Here is a 19448-nt window from a genome sequence, read left to right on the forward strand (position 1 = left end):
CAAAACAAGTAGAAATGGCCAATTTGACCGTTTCTACTTTTTTTTGTCACAAAAAGTTCTTAAATTATTTCACGAAAATCGAACAGAAGATTATAGTTCCTAAATAAAAATTGTTATACTGTACGGTAGAGACGTAAAAAAGAAATGACAACCGCCACTGTGATTTTAGATGAGGGGAAGAGGTACATGCATATTGTCGTCGTTGGACTAAATAACAAGACAGCCCCTGTCGCGATTCGGGAGCAGTTCTCGTTTGGGGAGCAAGAAATCGTGGATGCGATGATTGCGCTCCGCGAAGAGAAAAGCATTTTTGAATCGGTTATTTTGTCGACCTGTAACCGTACCGAGCTATACGTCGTCACAGACCAGCTCCATACGGGTCGTTATTATACAAAACGTTTTTTAGCGAACTGGTTCGATCTTGAGATGGATCAGTTCACACCATACTTGTCGATCCGTGAAGGGGAGGAAGCGATTCGTCACTTGTTCCGTGTCACGTCGGGTCTCGACTCGATGATCATCGGGGAAACGCAGATTTTAGGACAAGTGAAGTCAAGCTTCTTCCGCGCCCAAGAGAACGGGACGACGGGGACAGTGTTTAATAAATTGTTCAAAGAAGCCGTGACGCTCGCCAAACGGGCCCATACTGACACGCAAATTGGGGAAATGTCTGTATCGGTCAGCTCGGCTGCGGTCGCGCTCGCCCAAGAGATGTACACGCGCCTCGATGACAAACAAGTTGTCGTCGTCGGTGCAGGTGAGACGGGTGAGCTGACAACGCTCAACTTGTTCGAAGCCGGCGCCAAACAAATTGCCGTCTTCAACCGGACTGAAAGTAAAGCGAAAGCGGTCGCTGCCAAGTTCAAAGGCCGAGCCCACTCGATCCGCGAGATCGCCTGTGGACTGCTCGATGCCGATATTTTGATCAGCTCGACCGGGGCCAAAGAAGCCGTTATCGCGTATGACGACGTCGCCGCAGCGCAATTGTTGCGTCGGGAACGTCCACTTCTTCTCATTGACATTGCCGTGCCGCGAGATATCGATCCAGCGGTCCGGTCGCTTCCGGGCGTCCGTTTGTTTGATGTCGATGACTTGAACGGGATCGTCAATAAAAACTTGGCAGCCCGTCTCGTCGAGGCAGAAAAGATTGAAGTGAAGATTGATGAGGCGATTCAAGAGTTCCAAGCATGGCTCGTCACGCTCGGTGTCGTGCCGATCATGAACGAGTTGCGCGAACGAGCGCTCCGCGTCCAAGAAGAGACGATGGAAAGTCTTGAGCGCAAGCTCGACCATCTGTCGGACCGGGACAAGAAAGTCATCGGCAAGCACATGAAGTCGATCATCAACCACATGCTGCGTGAACCGATCGACTACATTAAAGACGCGGCCGCTCAACCGGACGCGAACACGCGCATCGCCCAGTTCGTCGAAGCGTTCGCGCTAGACGTCGACGTTCCGACTGCGGACACAGAACCGGAAGAGCTAGAAGCGATGGCGGCTAAAGCACCACTTCGCGCGTTGATGCGCTAATACAAACCAAAAAGGCGGCGGATCTCGTCGCCTTTTTCTATGAAGGGGACTAAACATTATGCGTAAAATTATCGTCGGCTCACGCCGCTCACAACTCGCGATGACACAAACGAAATGGGTCATCGAACAATTGAAGCAAGCCGGGGCCCAGAACGAGTTCGAGATCAAAGAAATCGTGACGAAAGGTGACCAAATCGTCGACGTCCAACTGTCGAAAGTCGGCGGGAAAGGCTTGTTCGTCAAAGAGATCCAACAACAGATGCTCGCCGGTGACATCGATTTTGCCGTCCACAGCATGAAAGACGTCCCGGCCGAACTGCCGGAAGACCTCTTTATCAGCTGTATGCCAAAACGTGTCGACGCGCGTGACGTACTAATTTGCGAGAACGGCTACACGCTCGAGACGTTGCCGCAAGGCGCGGTCATCGGGACGAGCTCGCTCCGTCGCGGTGCACAGATGCTCGCAGCCCGTCCGGACTTCGAGATCCAATGGATTCGCGGCAACATCGACACGCGCTTGAAAAAACTCGATACCGAGAACTTCAACGCCATCTTGCTCGCGAAAGCGGGACTTGAGCGCATGGGTTGGACCGACCGCGTCAAGTTCGAAGCGCTCGACGCCGACATGATGGTACCGGCCGTCGGACAAGGTGTACTCGCGATCGAGAGCCGGAAAGACGACGCCGAAGTGACGCAGATTTTACAGCTCCTTCACGATGACGTGACGGCGAAAGCTGCGACGGCGGAGCGGACGTTCTTGAAGGCGATCGAAGGCAGCTGCCACGTACCGGTCGGCGGCTACGCGACGGTTGACGGGGACACGGTCACGCTCACCGGCTTGATCGCCTCGGTCGACGGCAAAGACGTGCTCCGTGTGACGAAAACGTCAACGGACGAAGTCGCGCTCGGTCAAGACGTCGCTGACGACTTGCTCGGACGTGGCGGACGCGAGATCCTCGCCTCGGTCAATGTGTGACGTCTGGTACACAGGGACAAAACGACTGACCGCTTCGCAACGGGCCTTGCTCGACGCGAGCGGTCTTTCCGTTCATCACGTCCCGATGATCGAGACACGGCTGACCGGGAAACCAACGCCAACTGATTCGTTCGACTGGCTCGTCGTCACGAGTCAAACCGCTGTCCCAGCGCTTCAAGACGTTCCTCGGGACGTTCAAGTCGCTGCCGTCGGCGAGAAGACGCGGGACGCGCTCGAGGCAGAAGGGTTCACCGTTTCGCTCATGCCGGAGACGTATACGGGCGAGGCGTTGTTCCGCGAGTTGGCGAACGTCGTCGGTGAGGATGACGTCGTCTTGTTCGCCCGTGGGGATTTGGCGAACACCGAGCACATGCAGCAATTGCCGCATGTGTACGATTGGGTCGTCTATGAGACGGTCGAGAAAGCACTCACGGCCGATCAAGCGGCCGCGCTCGAACACGTCGAGGCGCTACTCGTGCTCAGCCCATCCGCCGTCCACGCGCTCACGCCTTACCTCGAACGGTTCCACGGCACGTGGTATGCCATCGGCGAAGTGACCGAGCGGGCCGTCCGAGAAGTGTCGACGTTACCGGTCCGAGTGCCTGAGTGTTATACTATGGATGCATTAATACAGTGTGTAGGGGGAGATTTTTCATGAACCAATTCGATCGTCACCGTCGTCTGCGCTCGTCGAAGTCGATGCGTGCACTCGTACGTGAAAACCATGTTCGGAAAGAAGATTTGATTTATCCGCTCTTCGTCGTCGAAGGGACAAATATTAAACGCGAAGTCAGCTCGATGCCTGGCGTCTTCAACTTCTCGCTCGATCGTCTCGAAGACGAGATCCGTGAGCTCGTCGACCTCGGGCTCGAGTCCGTTCTCTTGTTCGGTGTACCTGAGCATAAAGACCCGGAAGGCACGGAAGCGTACCACGACCACGGCATCGTCCAAGAAGCGATCCGCAAAGTGAAAGAGTGGGCACCACAGCTCACGGTCATCGCCGACACGTGCCTCTGTGAATATACGTCGACGGGCCACTGTGGCATCGTGAAGAACGGTGACGTCGATAACGACGCGTCACTGCCGCTTCACGTCCAGACGGCGATCACGCAAGCGCAAGCGGGCGCAGACATCATCGCGCCGAGCTCGATGATGGACGGCTTCGTCGCCGCCATCCGCGAAGGGCTCGACCAAAACGGCTTCAGCCACATCCCGATCATGAGCTACGGCGTCAAATACGCATCGGCGTACTACGGACCGTTCCGTGACGCGGCGCAGTCGGCGCCTGGTGAAGGCGACCGCAAAGGCTATCAGATGGACCCGGCTAACCGCCGCGAGGCGTTCCGGGAATCACAGTCGGACGTCGAGCAAGGTGCCGACTTCATGATCGTCAAACCGGCGCTCGCGTTCATGGACATCATCCGCGACATGCGCGACTCGCTCGATATGCCGATCGTGGCGTATAACGTGAGCGGGGAGTATGCGATGATTAAAGCGGCGTCGATGAACGACTGGATCGATGAACAACGTATCGTCATGGAGACGATGGTCGGTTTCAAACGAGCCGGTGCCGATTTGATCGTCACGTATTTCGCAAAAGACGTCTGTCGCTATTTGGAAGGAGAATTCGCATGACATACAAACAAACTCGCTCAGAAGCAGCGTTCAAACAAGCACTCCCACTCATGCCGGGCGGGGTCAACAGCCCGGTCCGTGCCTATAAATCGGTCGGGATGACGCCGATCTTCGCCGAACGCGGTGAAGGTTCACGCGTCTACGACATCGACGGCAACGAGTACATCGACTACGTCCTCTCATGGGGACCACTCATTCTCGGTCACCGCGACCCGGTCGTCATGAAAGCGATTCAAGATCAGGCTGAAAAAGGCTGGACGTTCGGGACACCGACGGAGCTCGAGACGAAGATGGCCGAGCTCGTCATCGACCGCGTCCCATCGATCGAGATGGTCCGCATGGTCAACTCCGGTACGGAAGCGACGATGGCGGCTCTCCGCCTCGCACGCGGCTATACGGGCAAGACGAAGATCTTGAAGTTTGAAGGCTGCTACCACGGCCACGGGGACTCGCTCCTCATCAAGGCCGGATCAGGTGTCGCGACACTCGGTCTCCCGGACTCACCAGGCGTCCCGAAAGACTTGGCGAGCCACACGCTCACCGTCCCATACAACGACCTCGACGCGCTTCGCATCGCGTTCGAGAAGCACGGCGACGACATCGCCGGCGTCATCGTCGAGCCGGCTGCCGGCAACATGGGCTTCGTCCCGCCGCAGCCAGGATTCCTCGAAGGACTGCGTGAGATCACGGAACAAAACGGCGCACTCCTCATCTTTGACGAGGTCATGACCGGCTTCCGCGTCGGCTACAATTGCGCCCAAGGTTACTTTGGCGTGACGCCTGATCTTACGTGCCTCGGCAAAGTCATCGGCGGCGGCCTTCCGGTCGGCGCTTACGGCGGCAAACGGGAGATCATGGAACACATCGCACCGCAAGGGCCAATCTACCAAGCAGGGACGCTTTCAGGCAACCCGCTCGCGATGATCGCCGGCTACACGACGCTGTCGCAACTCAAGCCTGAGCACTACGAGGAGTTCGAGCGCAAAGCCGACCGCCTCGCGGCAGGTTTCACGGCAGCGGCCGAGAAATATAACATCCCGCACGACACGAACCGGGCCGGCTCGATGTTCGGCTTCTTCTTCACGAACGAGAAAGTGACGAACTTCGAGAAGGCGAAAACGTCGAACCTCGACATGTTCCGCTCGTACTATCAGAAGATGGCGGCGCGTGGCGTGTTCTTGCCACCGTCACAGTTCGAAGGCTTGTTCTTGTCGACTGTGCATACAGACGAAGATATCGATCAGACGCTCGCGGCGGTCGAAGCGACGTTCAAAGAGCTACAACAAGAGTTTTCACTGTAATCTTGACTGAAACGTCTTCAATCGCTACAATTGTTTAACAGATACGTTTAAAAGCTATGATGAGGAATAGTACGCAACAACACTCCTTTCTAGAGACGCGGCCGCTTGGTGCAAGGTCGCGAGGGAAGTGTGCGGAAGTCGCCTCGGAGCTGACCTTGTGAATCAAGTAGGAAGGTCCGGTCCATCGACCGTTATTCGATTTTGAGGGCGCCACGTGTTGGCGAACTAAGGTGGTACCGCGGAAGATACGGCTTCTTTCGTCCTTAGCGTTAAGGACGAGAGTAGCCGTTTTTTGTGTAGACAGATAGAGGAGGATTGGCACAATGACCAACGAAACAAACGAAATCAGCATGCCGACGAAGTACGACCCAAGTGCGACGGAAGCGAAATGGTACGACTATTGGATGGAGAACAACGTGTTCAAGGCGGACGAGGACGACTCGAAACAGCCGTACACGATCGTCATCCCGCCACCGAACGTCACAGGGAAACTTCACCTCGGACACGCGTGGGATACGACGCTCCAAGATCTACTCACGCGCTTGAAGCGCATGCAAGGCTATGACGTCCTCTGGCTCCCAGGGATGGACCACGCGGGTATCGCGACACAGGCAAAAGTTGAACAGAAGCTCCGTGAGGACGGCATCATGCGTTACGACCTCGGACGCGAGAAGTTCCTCGAGAAGACGTGGGAATGGAAAGACGAGTACGCCGACACGATCCGTGCCCAGTGGTCAAAACTCGGCCTCGGCCTCGACTACTCGCGTGAACGTTTCACACTCGACGCGGGACTCTCTAAAGCGGTCCAGGAAGTCTTCGTCCGCTTGTATGAAAAAGGTTTGATCTACCGTGGCGAGTACATCGTCAACTGGGACCCGGCACAAAAGACGGCCGTCTCCGACATCGAAGTCATCTATCAAGAAGTCGAAGGCGCGTTCTACCATATGAAATATCCGCTCGCTGACGGCTCAGGCCACATCGAGATCGCAACGACACGCCCAGAGACGATGCTCGGCGATACGGCCGTCGCCGTCAACCCGAAAGACGAGCGCTACGCGCACCTCGTCGGTAAGACGATCATGCTCCCGGTCATGAACCGTGAGATCCCGATCGTCGCGGACGATTACGTCGACGTCGAGTTCGGTACCGGTTGCGTGAAGATCACGCCGGCGCACGACCCTAACGACTTTGAGATCGGTAACCGTCACGAGCTTCCGCGTATCCTCGTCATGGACGAGTCGGGGACGATGAACGAGAATGCTGGCAAGTACGAAGGACTCGACCGCTTCGACTGCCGCAAGCAGCTCGTCAAAGACTTAGAAGCAGATGGCACGCTCGTCAAAATCGAGCCGCATACGCACTCGGTCGGTCACTCGGAACGTTCAGGCGCGGTCATCGAGCCGTACTTGTCGAAGCAATGGTTCGTCGATATGGAGCCACTCGCCAAAGCGGCGCTCGCAGCGCAAGGCAACGACGAGACGAAAGTCAACTTCGTCCCAGAGCGGTTCGAAGGCACGTACCTCCGCTGGATGGAAAACATCCGTGACTGGTGCATCAGCCGTCAACTTTGGTGGGGCCACCGCATCCCGGCTTGGTACCATAACGAGACAGGCGAAGTGTATGTAGGCAAAGAAGCGCCGGCTGACATTGAGAACTGGCATCAAGACGAAGACGTGCTCGACACGTGGTTCTCGTCAGCGCTCTGGCCGTTCTCGACGATGGGCTGGCCGGACACGGATTCAGCAGACTTCAAACGCTACTTCCCGACGAGCGCGCTCGTCACGGGTTACGACATCATCTTCTTCTGGGTATCGCGGATGATCTTCCAATCGCTCGAATTCACGGGCAAGCAGCCGTTCAACGACGTGCTCATCCACGGTCTGATCCGTGACTCGGAAGGCCGCAAGATGTCGAAGTCGCTCGGTAACGGCGTCGACCCGATGGAAGTCATCGACCAGTACGGTGCCGACTCGCTCCGCTGGTTCCTGCTCACGGGCTCGACACCAGGGAACGACCTGCGCTTCTACTGGGAGAAGATCGAATCGACATGGAACTTCGCGAACAAGATTTGGAACGCGAGCCGCTTCGCCCTCATGAACATGGACGGGATGAAGTTTGAAGACATCGACCTCTCAGGTGAGAAGACGCTCGCCGACAAGTGGATCTTGACGCGCTTGAACGACACGGTCGACCAAGTGACACGCCTCGTCGACAAGTACGAGTTCGGTGAAGCCGGTCGTTACTTGTACAACTTCATCTGGGAAGAGTTCTGTAACTGGTACATCGAGATGGCGAAACTCACGCTCTACGGTGAGGACGAAGCGGCGAAAGCGACGACACGTTCGGTGCTCGCGCATACACTCGACTCGATCATGCGTCTCATGCATCCGTTCATGCCGTTCTTGACAGAGGAAATTTGGCAGCACTTGCCGCACGAAGGCGACTCGATCGTCCGTGCGAGCTATCCAACGCGTCGTGACGACCTCCACTATGCGGAGTCGGTACCGGCGTTCGAAGCGGTCATGAACGTCATCCGTTCAGTCCGTAACATCCGTTCGGAAGTGAACGCACCGATGTCGAAACCGATCCAACTGTTCATCGCGACGAGTGACGACACGACACAAGGATACTTGAGCGAGAACGAAGCGACGATCGGCAAGTTCACGAACGCGACCGAGCTCGAAATCGGTCGTGGCTTGACGGCCCCTGACAAGTCGATGTCAGCGATCATGACGGGCGCGGAGCTGTTCATCCCGCTCGCCGACTTGATCAACTTCGAAGAAGAGATCGCCCGTCTTGAAAAAGAAGTGGCGAAGTACGAGAAAGAAGTCGAACGCGTGCAGAAGAAACTCGGTAACCCAGGTTTCACCGGCAAAGCACCGGCTCACGTCATCGACGAAGAGAAAGCGAAAGAAAAAGACTACCTCGACAAGCGTGACGCCGTGCGTGCGCGTCTTGAAGAGTTACGCAAGTAAGGCATCAACCTTCTTTGGAGACTTTGTTCTCCGGAGAAGGTTTTTTTTGTCGTTTGGGAGAATTCTGGCATCTAAACGAGAAGAACCCCCGACGTCACGAACGACGTTTGGGGGTTCTTCGACGTAGCCATAAAACATAAAGTCCGATTCCCGTGATCCACAGGAAGTGCATGTAGAGCGAATCAGTCAGCCCGACTCGATATAAATGGACGAGATACACGGCATATAGGAATCCGGCGATGAGCATGATAGTGAAGTAGACGAGCCTCATTCGTGATCGCCTTCGTTCCATCTAGGCAGTTGCTTCGTCACTAAAAAATAAGACGATGTGAACAAGGCGCCAATCGCAAGTCCGGTCCATTGCGGGTGAAGCGGTTGTCCAATGAGGGATAGGTAGAGACTATACACCATATAAGCAGCCGAAAGGATGAGGCAGACAAGTACGGTAAGCATGACCTTCATTTCGTCTCGCTCCATTCAAGCTCATTCAAATGTTTCATGAACTGGAAAAACGAGACGATTAAGAAAAAGGCAGGCATAGACCAAATCCAACCACCATAAAACGGACCTTGCCATAGCTCGAGCGAGATCAGGCAAGCGAAACCTAGCGAGATGAGTGAAGCAAGTAGTCGCATAGTAAACCTCCAGAGTGTCGTTTGTCTATAGTACGCATCCAAACGATAAAAGGTTCCCAAAAAAATCCATCCCGCGAAAGCGAGATGGTTCATGTGCCACAAAACGTCTGATACGGATACGTCCGCTCTGGTCCCGGCGAGACGTAACGCCCGTAATCGGCTTCATAGTCATACGGTTTCCGCAACACGTCGAGCAAGGCGGTTGTTGGACCGAAGTCACCTCGTTCAGCTGACGTGATCGCTGATTCGACGTGATGGTTGCGCGGGATGACGGCCGGGTTGTGTTGGCGCATGAGTCGCGTCACATCTTCGTCTGGGAGAGCTTGTTCAGCGAGACGTTTGCGCCATGCCGAAAGCCAGGCCTTTCCATCGTCACGCGACGCGAACGGAAGTGACTCCGTTTCTCCTAGCGTGAGCGCGCGGAACGTGTTCGTGAAGTCGGCCTCGGTCTCCATCATGAGTCGGAGCAGTTCGTCCGTCAGCGCGTCATCGTCGTCTTTTCGGACGTAGAGACCGATCTTATGGGCGAGTCCGGTGAAGTACGCTTGTTTATAAATCTCCGTATAATCGTTCAACAAACGATTGGCGATGTCGACGGCAGCTTCTTGCGTGTCGGCGAGCAGCGGCAACAGCGTCTCGGCGAGTCGGGCCAAGTTCCAAGATCCGATATACGGCTGGTTCGCGTAGGCGTAACGGCCCTCGCGGTCGATCGAGCTGAAGACGGTGTGCGGATGGTACGAGTCCATGAAGGCGCACGGACCGTAGTCGAGCCCTTCGCCGCTGATGAACGTGTTATCCGTGTTCATGACACCGTGGATGAAGCCGACGAGTTGCCAGTCGGCGATCAGTTTCGCCTGACGTTCGATGACGCGTCCGAGGAACGCCTCGTAGCGGTCGGGACGACCTTCAAGGTCCGGGTCGTGACGATGGATCGCATAGTCGGCGAGGGCGATAACGTCATCGATCGACCCGGCAGCAGCCGCATATTGGAACGTGCCGACGCGAAGATGGCTCGAGGCGACACGCGTCAGGACGGCACCGTGCTTCGGTCCTTGACGCATGACCGGCTCGTTTGTCGCAACGACGGCGAGGGCGCGGTTTGTCGGGATGCCGAGCGCGTGCATCGCTTCGCTGATGAGGTATTCACGTACCATCGGCCCGATGGCGGCCCGTCCGTCACCGCCACGCGAATACTCCGTCGGTCCTGAGCCTTTCAATTGCACGTCGACCCGTTTACCGTTCGCTGTGACGTGTTCCCCTAAGAAGAGGGCGCGTCCGTCACCGAGCATCGTGAAGTTGCCGAACTGATGCCCGGCGTACGCTTGCGAGAACGACGTGTCGGTCTGCCGGTTTCCGGACAGGAGTGCCACGTCTTCTTTCAATGCATCAATATCGAGTCCGAGTGTCTCGGCGAGGGGTTCATTCAATAAGACGAGTTCTGGTTTGTCGACCGGGTTGATCGGCCCACGGTCGTAAAACATGTCACGAAGTTCGACGTATGTCGCTTCAAAGTTCCAACCTGTGTCTTTCATCTGAATTCCTCCTATCTCTGTTCGCTTCGAGTATAGCACAGCCGATTCTCTGCGTAGGCCTTCGTGAATTTTGGTAAGATGGGAGTGAAGTGTTAGAACAGGGGTGGGTTAAAGATGGAGACAAGACAAGACGTATTTGAATGGCTGAACGGACAACTGCGGTTCGGGATCAAGCCTGGATTGAATCGAGTCGAGTGGATGCTCGAGACGTTACAAATTGACGAATTGCCGTCGATTCACGTGGCCGGGACGAACGGGAAGGGATCGACCGTCGCGTTTTTGCGGGCGATGGCGATCGCTGAAGGGTTGAACATCGGGACTTTCATCTCGCCGTACATCATCCAGTTCGAGGAGCGGATCATGTTGAACGGCGAACCGATTCACGAGATTGATCTCGTCCGCATCGCGAACCGTGTCCGTGACCGTGCCGATGAGTCACCGGAGACGTTGACCGAGTTTGAACTGCTGACGGTCATGGCGTGGCTGTACTTCCATGAACAGCAACCGGACCTCGTCATTTGGGAAGTCGGTCTCGGGGGACGGCTCGATTCGACGAACGTGTTGAAGCGACCGCTCGCGACGGTCGTGACGTCGATCGGGCACGACCATCAAGGTATACTCGGCGATACGCTCGCAGAGATCGCCATGGAGAAGTTCGGCATCATGAAACGAGGTGTCCCGATGTTCCATAGTTTGGACGATGCGCAGTTGATCACGTTGCTCGAAGAACAAGGTCGGACGATGGAAGCACCGGTGCATGCGGTCACGCCGCTCATCGAGTCGATCGAAGACGGGACCGACACAACTGTTACATATGAAGGACTGCCTGCTGCGGCTCTCGGCTTGACGGGTCATCATCAAGCCTACAACGGAGCGTGCGCCGTCGCGGTCGCCCGTCATCTCGGATGGAAGACCGAGGCGATATTGATAGGGCTTGAGACAGCACAACATCCGGGGCGCTATGAGCTCATCTCAAAAGAGCCGCGGATCATTTTAGACGGGGCGCATAACGCGGAAGGCGTAGCGGCACTCTGTGAGCAACTTCGTCTAGAAGAAGATGTCACCGTGCTTGTCGCGACTCTTGCCGACAAGGACCGTGAAGCGATAATCAAATCGTTAGGGACGATCGCGACCGTTTATGAGACGACGTTCGACTTTCCGCGGGCACGGACGCAAGCGAGTCTAGTTGAAGCCGGAGCGAACTATGTGGAGTGGACAGGCTGGTTGGCGGAATGGATGCGTTCGCCACAAACGAAAACACTCGTCGTGACGGGATCGCTTTACTTTATTAGTGAAGTGAGAACGTATTTCCAAAGTTTTCAAAAATGACCTTGCGTTATGGATAAATACGGGGTATGAATGAGTATGAGAACGTATGTCATCATCACTTCATCATCCAAGGAGGAAATGCAGCATGGTCAGTCAACAAAGATTGAAACGACCCGTATCAGCGCTTGTCGCGATCGTCTTTTTAACATCACTCCTTACTACAACTTTTTTTGAAATTTATTCGACCGTATCGGCAAGTACGCCGATTAAACCGGTGATTTTAGAAGTGACGGATATTCCGAAACAAGTGAACGGGAAAGTCGATGGAATTAGTGTGGGAGATGATTTCGACGTTCAAAAAATGTCGATAAAGCAATTCAATGCATTACGTTATGATCTACTTGGGCGTTATGACGCGATCGTATTTTCTCCTTCAGGTGCTGAAAATGGGAAAAAATATAATCCTGAGCAAGTCATATATAACTATCAGAAACCTGTAGGGGATAAGGGTACGCCTTATAATGAAGCGGATAATAAATACAAAGCATATATTGAGTCTTTATATGCTACAAAGGAAAAAGATAACGACTTAACTACTTTACGTGTAATTGATTTATCGAGAATGATGAAAGCAGGAATTTCGGTATGGGTACACGAGGATGCTTTCTCAACTCTAACTAATCAGTCTATCGTGAGAAACTTTGAGTCACTCAAAAATGAATCGGATTTAAAAATATTCAACCGAACAGCGGACGCTTCTAACGAAATCAAGCAAGTGTTCCAACAAAGAAAAATGACAAAACTTGAGGAAGTCACAGTCAAACAGAATGGGGAACTTTTAACGAATCAGGTGTCAATCGCCAACGCTGGTAATTTTGCAGTTCGCGGAAAAGCGATTGATTTTTCATATTCGTTGAATTCAACCCCATCTAACGGAGCAACGGTCGAGCTCTATATTGATTTCGACAGTAACGACCGATTCTCTTTAGAAGAAAAAGTTATGACTGTGCCGGCGAAGTTGAGCGATACACTTTCCTATACGATTGATGCACCAAGTTACACAAGCCCACGTTATTGGAAAGTCGTCGTAAAGGATGAATCCAATCAAACATATCATTATCGAACGGGACGGTTTTTATTAAAAGATGAGTTTGCAAAAGCGAAGATTTTACAAGTAACAGTCTCTAAAAATGATGGCAGTAGTTTGTTTCAAACGTTTAATGACAGCTTAGACGAAAATGTAGGTGAAACTAGCAAAAATATGCTGAATGAAAGTGGACTCTATGATTTTGATTTGGAAATCACAGACCTAGAGAGCTTTGAAAACAAAATAAAAAAAGCCGATAAAAATTCTCCGGACTATGATCCTGCTATTGAAAAATGGTTTTATGAGAAAGACTTAATCATTTTTGGATTCAAAGATTCGTTTGGTCGTTTAGATTATAATGGAAAGTTACAGAATTATTCGGAGTATGCTGCTGCAATTCCAAATACAACGAAAGCCCTCCAGGAATTTATTAAACGTGGACAAGGTGTGATGTTCTCACATGACATGCTTTATCGTTTGCCAGGTAAAAACGGCTATAAAGAGGATTCAACTAGCCAGCGTGAATGGGAAACAGCATTTGGGCAAGACTTTGCCATTAAAAATTTAATCAACTTCGGTAAACGAGGCGTATATACAACTACAAAAGTCGAGCAGGTTGCAACTGGGTTATTCACGGAATACCCTTACGCTTTGCCAACTAAGCCGACAAATAATATGGTTTCAGAAACGCATAGTCAATATTTCTCGCTTAACATGGCCAACGAGGATTTGACGGTTTGGTATAACCTTTCGAGTGACAAGCATACGCCCGGAGATGCGGCGCATCATTATTACATGTATACCGTCAATAATCTGACGTATACTGGAGCCGGTCATAAGATGACTTTCCCTCAAACACCAGAAAAACAGATTTTTGTAAACACGATGTTCCGCGCATTCATCGGATCCAACCATGCACCTAAAATTGAGGTGCTTTCTCCACCACTCGAGAATAACGTACGGTCCATCTATGATGTAGAACCTCTTTATTTAGCCTGGAACTCAATCGATTACGATTTTAAAGACCAAAGCTTACAAACCCGGGTCGTCATTGACGGCAAACAGATTTTCCCTAAACCAACTTCATCTAAACCAACCTATCAAAATGTGAAAAATAATGAAGTGCAAAGTCTCTTCCATCAACATGATATCAAGGGAGACGGAACACTTCGTGTAGAGATTGAAACGAAAGATAGCGGTGGGGCTGTGGCCACGGAAAAATTTGATGTGAAGGTGAAACCTTCTAAAGAAGCAGTTCACGTATCGCGAACAGTCTCTCCTACGATTGTGGAGGTTGATCAAAGGGCTACACTGACATACGACGTATCGACAAAAATGCCTGATATTTCTCGACCGAACGAAAACTCATATAAGAAAGAGACTTGGGAAATTCAAGTGAATGAAGTCGTCCCTAAAGGTTATTCTCTATCAGAAACTCAACCAAAAGGATGGTCGATTGATGCTGAGAAGAATATAGTTTCAGCGAAACTTCGTAAAATTGACAATAACCCGATTGAAATTTATGATGCACTCCAAAAGGCTTGGATTCCATTCAAAGGGAATGAAGAGATTCAACTAATAGCCAAAACGATTGGAGACTATGAGTTTACACAAGGGACCTACACGTATAAATTTGTCGGAGACCATGCCTCGAACAATAACGCCAACGGTAAAGATATTGTTCAAGAAGGGGATGGGAAGTTAACTGAACTACGTACCTCGATCACAGAAAAACAAATCAGTTCTATCCAATTGAATGGACCGATTGAACTCGAAGTGGGCGATACTTTTCAGCTTGTCCCAAACATTCAACCGGATTCAGGTAAAAAGTTGAACTTGATTTGGAATAGTTCAGTAAAAGATGTAGCAACCGTCGCGTCAAGTTATGTAGACAACAGCGGGATTTTGACGGGGATTACACCGGGAAGTACGAAAGTGAAAGTAAGTTATACAAAAGGGAATCAAACCATTGTTTCAAATGAAATTGACGTAATCGTTATTGATCCCGTGAAGAACTTTAAAGTGAATTCTCTTGAGCTATTAGTCGGACAAAGTGGTACATTAAAACCGACTGTTGAATCAAAAACGGAAAAATATCAAAACTATGTCTTTGAATTTGTGGAAGGCAACGACTTAGTGACACAACAGTCGGATTCAAAACAAGTTAATGTAGTTGCCAAAAAACCTGGGACGGCAAAAGTGAAAGTATCACTCGTCAATCAACCGATTGGTCGAACGATTGCACCGATTTTGGCAACTGTGAAGATTTCACTTCCAACGATGACGTTGACTCCAAAAACGGACGACCTTTGGGTTTACCAAAAAACGAAGGAAGTGGATGGAGAACTCATCTCAGAAATGGTCAGGGAAAGTGTGACCTTGAATTTGAATCAAAATACGGACAAGCCGCTTCCGATTGTTTGGTCGATTGCAAATCGAGACCCAGCGCTTCAAATCGTTGGCAGTTCAACCTCGGAGCGAGTCGAAGTGCAAGCTATTCAAGGCACATATCCGATTGTAGGACCGATTATCGTCACCGGTGCCTTCCGTGATTTTAGTGATCAATTCGTCAGTTCACAGATTACTGTGAAAGAATATCCACAACGTATTGTCTCTCCGAATATAGAGCTATATGTTGAAAATTCGCCGTTCGTCTACGCACCACAGTTTTACCCTGCGACTTCAACCGTACGTGGCTATGGTATGCGAGTCGTGCAAGGGAATGATGTTGTAGAAGTGATTGACAATACGAAGTTAAAGTTAAAAAGACCAGGACTTGCAAAAGTTCAAGTAGCGACAGAGGATGTTAGTCGTTACTTTGGATCTGGTGAAGGCCCGGAAGTTGTTTACTCTGAATTCTATGTGCGAGTAAAAGAAGGTTCAGATCCTAATCCAGAATCTCCAAATGATGCAGGTGACTATTACTGATGACTTCGAAGAAACAGAAATGGATTGGTGTAGGAGTTACAGTGATGCTTTTAAGCATCACTGTAACGTTCGTTTATATTCATCTTCAAAAACAAGCGTTAGAAGAAGCGATTGTATCATTTGATCAGCAGCAAGTAGAACAGATTCTCGACAGACCATTCATCGAAGCGGAAGAGCAGTGGATGGATCTTGCTTACTATTACCACAATACCGCTTCTGTCATTTCCTTGTATGAAGCAGGTCTACCATTAGAATCTGAAGAATGGATTAAAATAGCTGACACGTCTTCTGTAGATGAGTTTCAAAAGATGATTGAGTTAGGTGCGCCTCTCGATGTGAAACAGAACGATCGTTTATTGATCGAGGGTTTATATGGAATGAATGATGACCCCGAAAAGTGGCTAATTGCACACGAACAATTGCCTTATTCTTATTGGGTCAAATATCCACAGTTGCTACAGATAATGGTGACAGAAGGAAATACGAACGCATTTGAAGACATGATTCGTCGGATGAAGCCAGAAGACATTCCATATGACGAAGTTGTTCCATTGATTCTGCGTGCGTATCAACCTCAAATGTTAACGGTTCTGCGTGAAAAGGGCTATACTTTAACCACTCAAGACATCGCATATGCAAAAGAATTGAACGTACAAATTAAATAAGCGAGAGGCCGCGGCCTCTCGCTTATTTAATTTGTACAGGATGACTGACAAAGAACTGGAGTTGGTTCGTGACCGGTAACGTTTCGAGCTGATTGAATACGGCATCGTTATACGTCAATTTCAATCGAGATTGACTGGCCGCATGCGCCGGTACTTGGCGGTCGAAATATTCGAGAGGGGTCAAACCGTCACCTTGTTCAAAAGAACCGCGGAAAACGTTCACGACAAGCGGTCCTCTGCTATAAAGTCCTCCATTCACTTCGAGGATGGAACCTACCGCATATACTTTCGTTTCTTCTCCGGAGTCGCTATACATGAACGCCTGAAGTGTTGTCGGCGTGTCATCGAACTCGTTAATCCGGTTCAACAAAATCTTGCCTTTTGACAAGAGGATAAGGGAGTTCCCACTCTCTGCATCGATTGGAAGGATATTGGCACGATCGATGAACGTGTCCTTGAGTGTATATACGGTCGAATTAAAGGATACGTTCCCCCTAATCGTCAAGTTTCCTCGTACGATCAATGGTCGAGCAATCGTTAGTTTGTCGAGCGATTCAATCACGACGTCCCCATCTAATAAAAGAGGAGCACTTGACTCGGTGATGGACTCGGTGACATACATGGCGCGATCTGACAGGGTTGAAGGTAGTGTCAAAATGGTCGGAGCGTTTAAAGCGTTATAAGCATCCGCCCGTAAGTATGAAGTCGGTCGCTCGATAATTGATGAACCATCTTCCGATAAAACCCGTTCGAGCTCGAAGACTTGATCGGTCGAAGCAACCAATCCCTCTTCAAAAATTTTAGAGTCGACGTTGCTCGTGTAAGCGAGCGGGGTATCGAGACGACGATTCAAAAATTCGATGATTGAATAGTCATATTGGAATGGGGAAAAGCTACTTGGTGAGACTCCCGCATCTGCCATTTCGCCAGCCCGTTCTGTTCCAGCAGTGAAATAGTTTTTTTGTTGGCAACTCGCGCATGTTCCTTGATCCGACAAATCGATTCGGCCATCCAAATGCAACAGACTTGAATCAACGTTTTTAATAGTGAATCGATCGGGACCAAGTTGATAATTGGCATCTCTCATGAATGTAAGCGGCCCATTTGAATACATATTTCCTTTAACGGTCGGCATTCCGTTCACCGTCAACTGCTCGTCCGACCCGAGTACGTAATACAAAAACGCGGGCAGAGCCGTCAAATAAAGGTCTTGTGTGTATTCGACCGACAGGAGCGGTTGCTCAGGATTCGTCTGTCGGCTCGCGACGACGTTTACTTGTAAAATCTTCGTGAACGGTGCAGTATCGAGCAGGTTCGCGTCCGCATTCTCTTTTAATTGAATTGAATAGCTGATCTCGCTGTCGCTCTCGCTGTCGCTCTCGCTGTCGCTCTCGCTGTCGCTCTCGCTGTCGCTCTCGCTGTCGCTCTCGCTGTCGCTCTCGCTGTCGCTCTCGCTGTCGCTCTCGCTGTCGCTCTCGCTCGGGAGATTAAGGAACGGTTCGTTTGAGACGAGTGCGCCTTGAATCGCGTCATTAAAAGCGGACTCCGATTCCATATGAGCCGGTACATCATTTGCGTCATGAAGTGGGAAACGATTTCGAACATCCGCCGCAATCAGATTGAGCGCACTTTTTGCGTCTTCGTTCAGCTGCGTATCTTCCGTGCGGATGACCGTCAGCTTATTCGTGACCAAGTTCACTTGCATGGCAGCGAGCGATAAGACGGCGAGCGCGGCCATCGTCACGAGTACGAGTACGAGCACATAGCCTTCTTCTCGTTTATGCATAAGTGGTGCCTCCTTTCTTCTCAAAATGGGATCGAGCTTTTAAACGTTTTAATGGAATCGGGATTTGCCTTCAACGATAGGTTCATCTCGATTTCAATCAAGCCGCTCGTTATATAGTCCGGACGCCGTGGATCATAGACGGGCTCGATCAGTTGAATTGAAATATCATCTAACAAGACGTTCGGGTTGCTCGGCACGTATGAATCTGCTGATAAGTTCAAGCTGATCGGTTCGTATCCGGCTTCCCGATAAATCATCCCAGTCGATGAGATGCGAGGTTCGGATAGTTGGTGGAATTGGTAGGTGTCATTTATTTCGGTGACGGCATCAAATTCACTCCGGTTGACTTCGGATAGGATGGACGTGACCAAATAATCGGCCTCACTGCGCAGTTCGCTCGTTTCGTTCGTCAATTGAAAACCGAGCGTACCTGAAATGAAGGCAGTGATGATGACACCGCTTAAAATCGCGGCGACAACGACAGTCACGAGAAGCTCGACGAGCGTAAAACCTTCGGATGCTTTACTGAATGAGTTCACTTTCTGGGACAGCCGTTTCAGGGAACGGCTCGCGTAACGTTGCATTCGAAATCACTCCTTTCAACGTGACAGGTGTTCGGAGTCGATCGGTCGTCACGGAAATCTCGACTTCGATTGTATTTGGCGGCAGCGTTGACAATTGGGAGATGGTAGCGACGTACGTCTCACCATGAATCCGATAATCAGAACAAAAATCACATTCTGAACTCACGCCGTTTCGATTCAACAGTTTATTCAAGTCAAGCGTTTCTTGAACAGCTGAGGCTCGTCGATCTAATGTATGCAGTGCGTTTTGAGCGACTTGGTTGGCGATGGTCGTACTAAGACTATCATTCGTCGTCTTCAGACTTTGGCTGAATATGTTTAATAAGGAGAACGAAACAATCGATAAAATGACGATTGACACGAGTACTTCGACGAGCGTAAAACCTTTTTCGGAACGGGCCAACGCATTGACCTCCTTTTCAAATATAATAAAATACTAGGAAAAAAGCGTATGATTACCTAAATAAATGTTAATTTATGTCCAATGCATATTATACTAAAGTTAGAGTACGAACGGATAGTAAATCGAAAGTCTCAGTTTTTAC

The 19448-nt window shown here is 50.8% G+C and carries 15 protein-coding genes and 1 other annotated feature; of the genes, 9 read left to right on the top strand and 6 right to left on the bottom strand.

Annotated elements, in window-relative coordinates:
• The first annotated feature begins 186 nt into the window (after nucleotides 1-186).
• The 6 genes from hemA (at nucleotide 187) to EVJ20_RS00700 (ending at nucleotide 8417) form a co-directional block, all read left to right on the top strand.
• Nucleotides 187-1530 (top strand): glutamyl-tRNA reductase, encoded by a 1344-nt coding sequence (gene hemA, locus EVJ20_RS00675; RefSeq protein ID WP_070327719.1) that lies wholly within the window; start codon nucleotides 187-189, stop codon nucleotides 1528-1530.
• Nucleotides 1531-1588: 58 nt separating this feature from the next.
• Nucleotides 1589-2506, top strand: coding sequence for a hydroxymethylbilane synthase (gene hemC, locus EVJ20_RS00680; protein WP_131440976.1), 918 nt, complete (start codon nucleotides 1589-1591; stop codon nucleotides 2504-2506).
• Nucleotides 2499-3164 (top strand): uroporphyrinogen-III synthase, encoded by a 666-nt coding sequence (locus tag EVJ20_RS00685; RefSeq protein WP_131506808.1) that lies wholly within the window; start codon nucleotides 2499-2501, stop codon nucleotides 3162-3164. Before hemC ends, EVJ20_RS00685 begins: the two co-directional genes overlap by 8 nt.
• The gene (hemB, locus tag EVJ20_RS00690; protein WP_071399362.1) at nucleotides 3161-4141 is read left to right on the top strand and encodes a porphobilinogen synthase; all 981 of its coding nucleotides are present in this window, start codon (nucleotides 3161-3163) and stop codon (nucleotides 4139-4141) included. The genes EVJ20_RS00685 and hemB overlap by 4 nt, the downstream gene beginning before the upstream one ends.
• Nucleotides 4138-5442, top strand: a complete 1305-nt coding sequence (hemL, locus tag EVJ20_RS00695; protein ID WP_131469656.1) for a glutamate-1-semialdehyde 2,1-aminomutase — start codon at nucleotides 4138-4140, stop codon at nucleotides 5440-5442. Before hemB ends, hemL begins: the two co-directional genes overlap by 4 nt.
• 47 nt (nucleotides 5443-5489) lie before the next feature.
• Nucleotides 5490-5710, top strand: a binding site (T-box leader).
• Between the two features lie 55 nt (nucleotides 5711-5765).
• A complete protein-coding gene (locus EVJ20_RS00700; protein ID WP_131465501.1) occupies nucleotides 5766-8417 on the top strand; it encodes a valine--tRNA ligase in 2652 nt (883 codons plus the stop codon).
• Nucleotides 8418-8684: 267 nt separating this feature from the next.
• Here EVJ20_RS00700 and EVJ20_RS00705 read toward each other — a convergent pair whose 3' ends face one another.
• From EVJ20_RS00705 to EVJ20_RS00710, 3 genes are all read right to left on the bottom strand, one after another.
• Nucleotides 8685-8879, bottom strand: a complete 195-nt coding sequence (locus EVJ20_RS00705; protein ID WP_131506815.1) for a hypothetical protein — start codon at nucleotides 8877-8879, stop codon at nucleotides 8685-8687.
• The gene (locus EVJ20_RS15140) at nucleotides 8876-9052 is read right to left on the bottom strand and encodes a hypothetical protein (RefSeq protein WP_161568081.1); all 177 of its coding nucleotides are present in this window, start codon (nucleotides 9050-9052) and stop codon (nucleotides 8876-8878) included. The genes EVJ20_RS00705 and EVJ20_RS15140 overlap by 4 nt, the downstream gene beginning before the upstream one ends.
• An 89-nt stretch (nucleotides 9053-9141) precedes the next feature.
• Nucleotides 9142-10584 carry a protein adenylyltransferase SelO gene (locus EVJ20_RS00710; RefSeq protein WP_131506817.1) on the bottom strand — a complete coding sequence of 481 codons (1443 nt, stop codon included), beginning with the start codon at nucleotides 10582-10584 and terminating at the stop codon, nucleotides 9142-9144.
• Nucleotides 10585-10698: 114 nt separating this feature from the next.
• Here EVJ20_RS00710 and EVJ20_RS00715 point away from each other — a divergent pair, with 114 nt between their 5' ends.
• The 3 genes from EVJ20_RS00715 to EVJ20_RS00725 all read left to right on the top strand — a co-directional run bounded on the left by EVJ20_RS00715 (nucleotide 10699) and on the right by EVJ20_RS00725 (nucleotide 16533).
• The gene (locus EVJ20_RS00715) at nucleotides 10699-11913 is read left to right on the top strand and encodes a bifunctional folylpolyglutamate synthase/dihydrofolate synthase (protein WP_131506819.1); all 1215 of its coding nucleotides are present in this window, start codon (nucleotides 10699-10701) and stop codon (nucleotides 11911-11913) included.
• A gap of 85 nt (nucleotides 11914-11998) precedes the next feature.
• Complete coding sequence (locus EVJ20_RS00720; protein ID WP_131506821.1) at nucleotides 11999-15868, top strand: hypothetical protein; 3870 nt, start codon at nucleotides 11999-12001, stop codon at nucleotides 15866-15868.
• The gene (locus tag EVJ20_RS00725; protein WP_131506823.1) at nucleotides 15868-16533 is read left to right on the top strand and encodes a hypothetical protein; all 666 of its coding nucleotides are present in this window, start codon (nucleotides 15868-15870) and stop codon (nucleotides 16531-16533) included. The genes EVJ20_RS00720 and EVJ20_RS00725 overlap by 1 nt, the downstream gene beginning before the upstream one ends.
• A gap of 22 nt (nucleotides 16534-16555) precedes the next feature.
• Here EVJ20_RS00725 and EVJ20_RS00730 read toward each other — a convergent pair whose 3' ends face one another.
• The 3 genes from EVJ20_RS00730 to EVJ20_RS00740 are packed head-to-tail and all read right to left on the bottom strand — an operon-like array spanning nucleotide 16556 to nucleotide 19306.
• The gene (locus tag EVJ20_RS00730; protein ID WP_131506825.1) at nucleotides 16556-18319 is read right to left on the bottom strand and encodes a hypothetical protein; all 1764 of its coding nucleotides are present in this window, start codon (nucleotides 18317-18319) and stop codon (nucleotides 16556-16558) included.
• 20 nt (nucleotides 18320-18339) lie between these two features.
• Nucleotides 18340-18903 carry a prepilin-type N-terminal cleavage/methylation domain-containing protein gene (locus EVJ20_RS00735; protein ID WP_236635482.1) on the bottom strand — a complete coding sequence of 188 codons (564 nt, stop codon included), beginning with the start codon at nucleotides 18901-18903 and terminating at the stop codon, nucleotides 18340-18342.
• Nucleotides 18842-19306 carry a type II secretion system protein gene (locus EVJ20_RS00740; protein ID WP_131506827.1) on the bottom strand — a complete coding sequence of 155 codons (465 nt, stop codon included), beginning with the start codon at nucleotides 19304-19306 and terminating at the stop codon, nucleotides 18842-18844. Before EVJ20_RS00740 ends, EVJ20_RS00735 begins: the two co-directional genes overlap by 62 nt.
• Between the last annotated feature and the right edge of the window lie 142 nt (nucleotides 19307-19448).

The sequence above is a fragment of the Exiguobacterium sp. SH0S1 genome, assembly GCF_004337165.1.
In the GTDB taxonomy this organism is placed as follows: domain Bacteria; phylum Bacillota; class Bacilli; order Exiguobacteriales; family Exiguobacteriaceae; genus Exiguobacterium; species Exiguobacterium aurantiacum_A.

Bases quoted from the DNA above. Each gene is read 5' to 3' on its own strand.
- hemA (WP_070327719.1), top strand. From the start codon at position 187: ATGCATATTGTCGTCGTTGGACTAAATAACAAGACAGCCCCTGTCGCG.
- hemC (WP_131440976.1), top strand. From the start codon at position 1,589: ATGCGTAAAATTATCGTCGGCTCACGCCGCTCACAACTCGCGATGACA.
- EVJ20_RS00685 (WP_131506808.1), top strand. From the start codon at position 2,499: ATGTGTGACGTCTGGTACACAGGGACAAAACGACTGACCGCTTCGCAA.
- hemB (WP_071399362.1), top strand. From the start codon at position 3,161: ATGAACCAATTCGATCGTCACCGTCGTCTGCGCTCGTCGAAGTCGATG.
- hemL (WP_131469656.1), top strand. From the start codon at position 4,138: ATGACATACAAACAAACTCGCTCAGAAGCAGCGTTCAAACAAGCACTC.
- EVJ20_RS00700 (WP_131465501.1), top strand. From the start codon at position 5,766: ATGACCAACGAAACAAACGAAATCAGCATGCCGACGAAGTACGACCCA.
- EVJ20_RS00705 (WP_131506815.1), bottom strand. From the start codon at position 8,879: ATGAAGGTCATGCTTACCGTACTTGTCTGCCTCATCCTTTCGGCTGCT.
- EVJ20_RS15140 (WP_161568081.1), bottom strand. From the start codon at position 9,052: ATGCGACTACTTGCTTCACTCATCTCGCTAGGTTTCGCTTGCCTGATC.
- EVJ20_RS00710 (WP_131506817.1), bottom strand. From the start codon at position 10,584: ATGAAAGACACAGGTTGGAACTTTGAAGCGACATACGTCGAACTTCGT.
- EVJ20_RS00715 (WP_131506819.1), top strand. From the start codon at position 10,699: ATGGAGACAAGACAAGACGTATTTGAATGGCTGAACGGACAACTGCGG.
- EVJ20_RS00720 (WP_131506821.1), top strand. From the start codon at position 11,999: ATGGTCAGTCAACAAAGATTGAAACGACCCGTATCAGCGCTTGTCGCG.
- EVJ20_RS00725 (WP_131506823.1), top strand. From the start codon at position 15,868: ATGACTTCGAAGAAACAGAAATGGATTGGTGTAGGAGTTACAGTGATG.
- EVJ20_RS00730 (WP_131506825.1), bottom strand. From the start codon at position 18,319: ATGCATAAACGAGAAGAAGGCTATGTGCTCGTACTCGTACTCGTGACG.
- EVJ20_RS00735 (WP_236635482.1), bottom strand. From the start codon at position 18,903: ATGCAACGTTACGCGAGCCGTTCCCTGAAACGGCTGTCCCAGAAAGTG.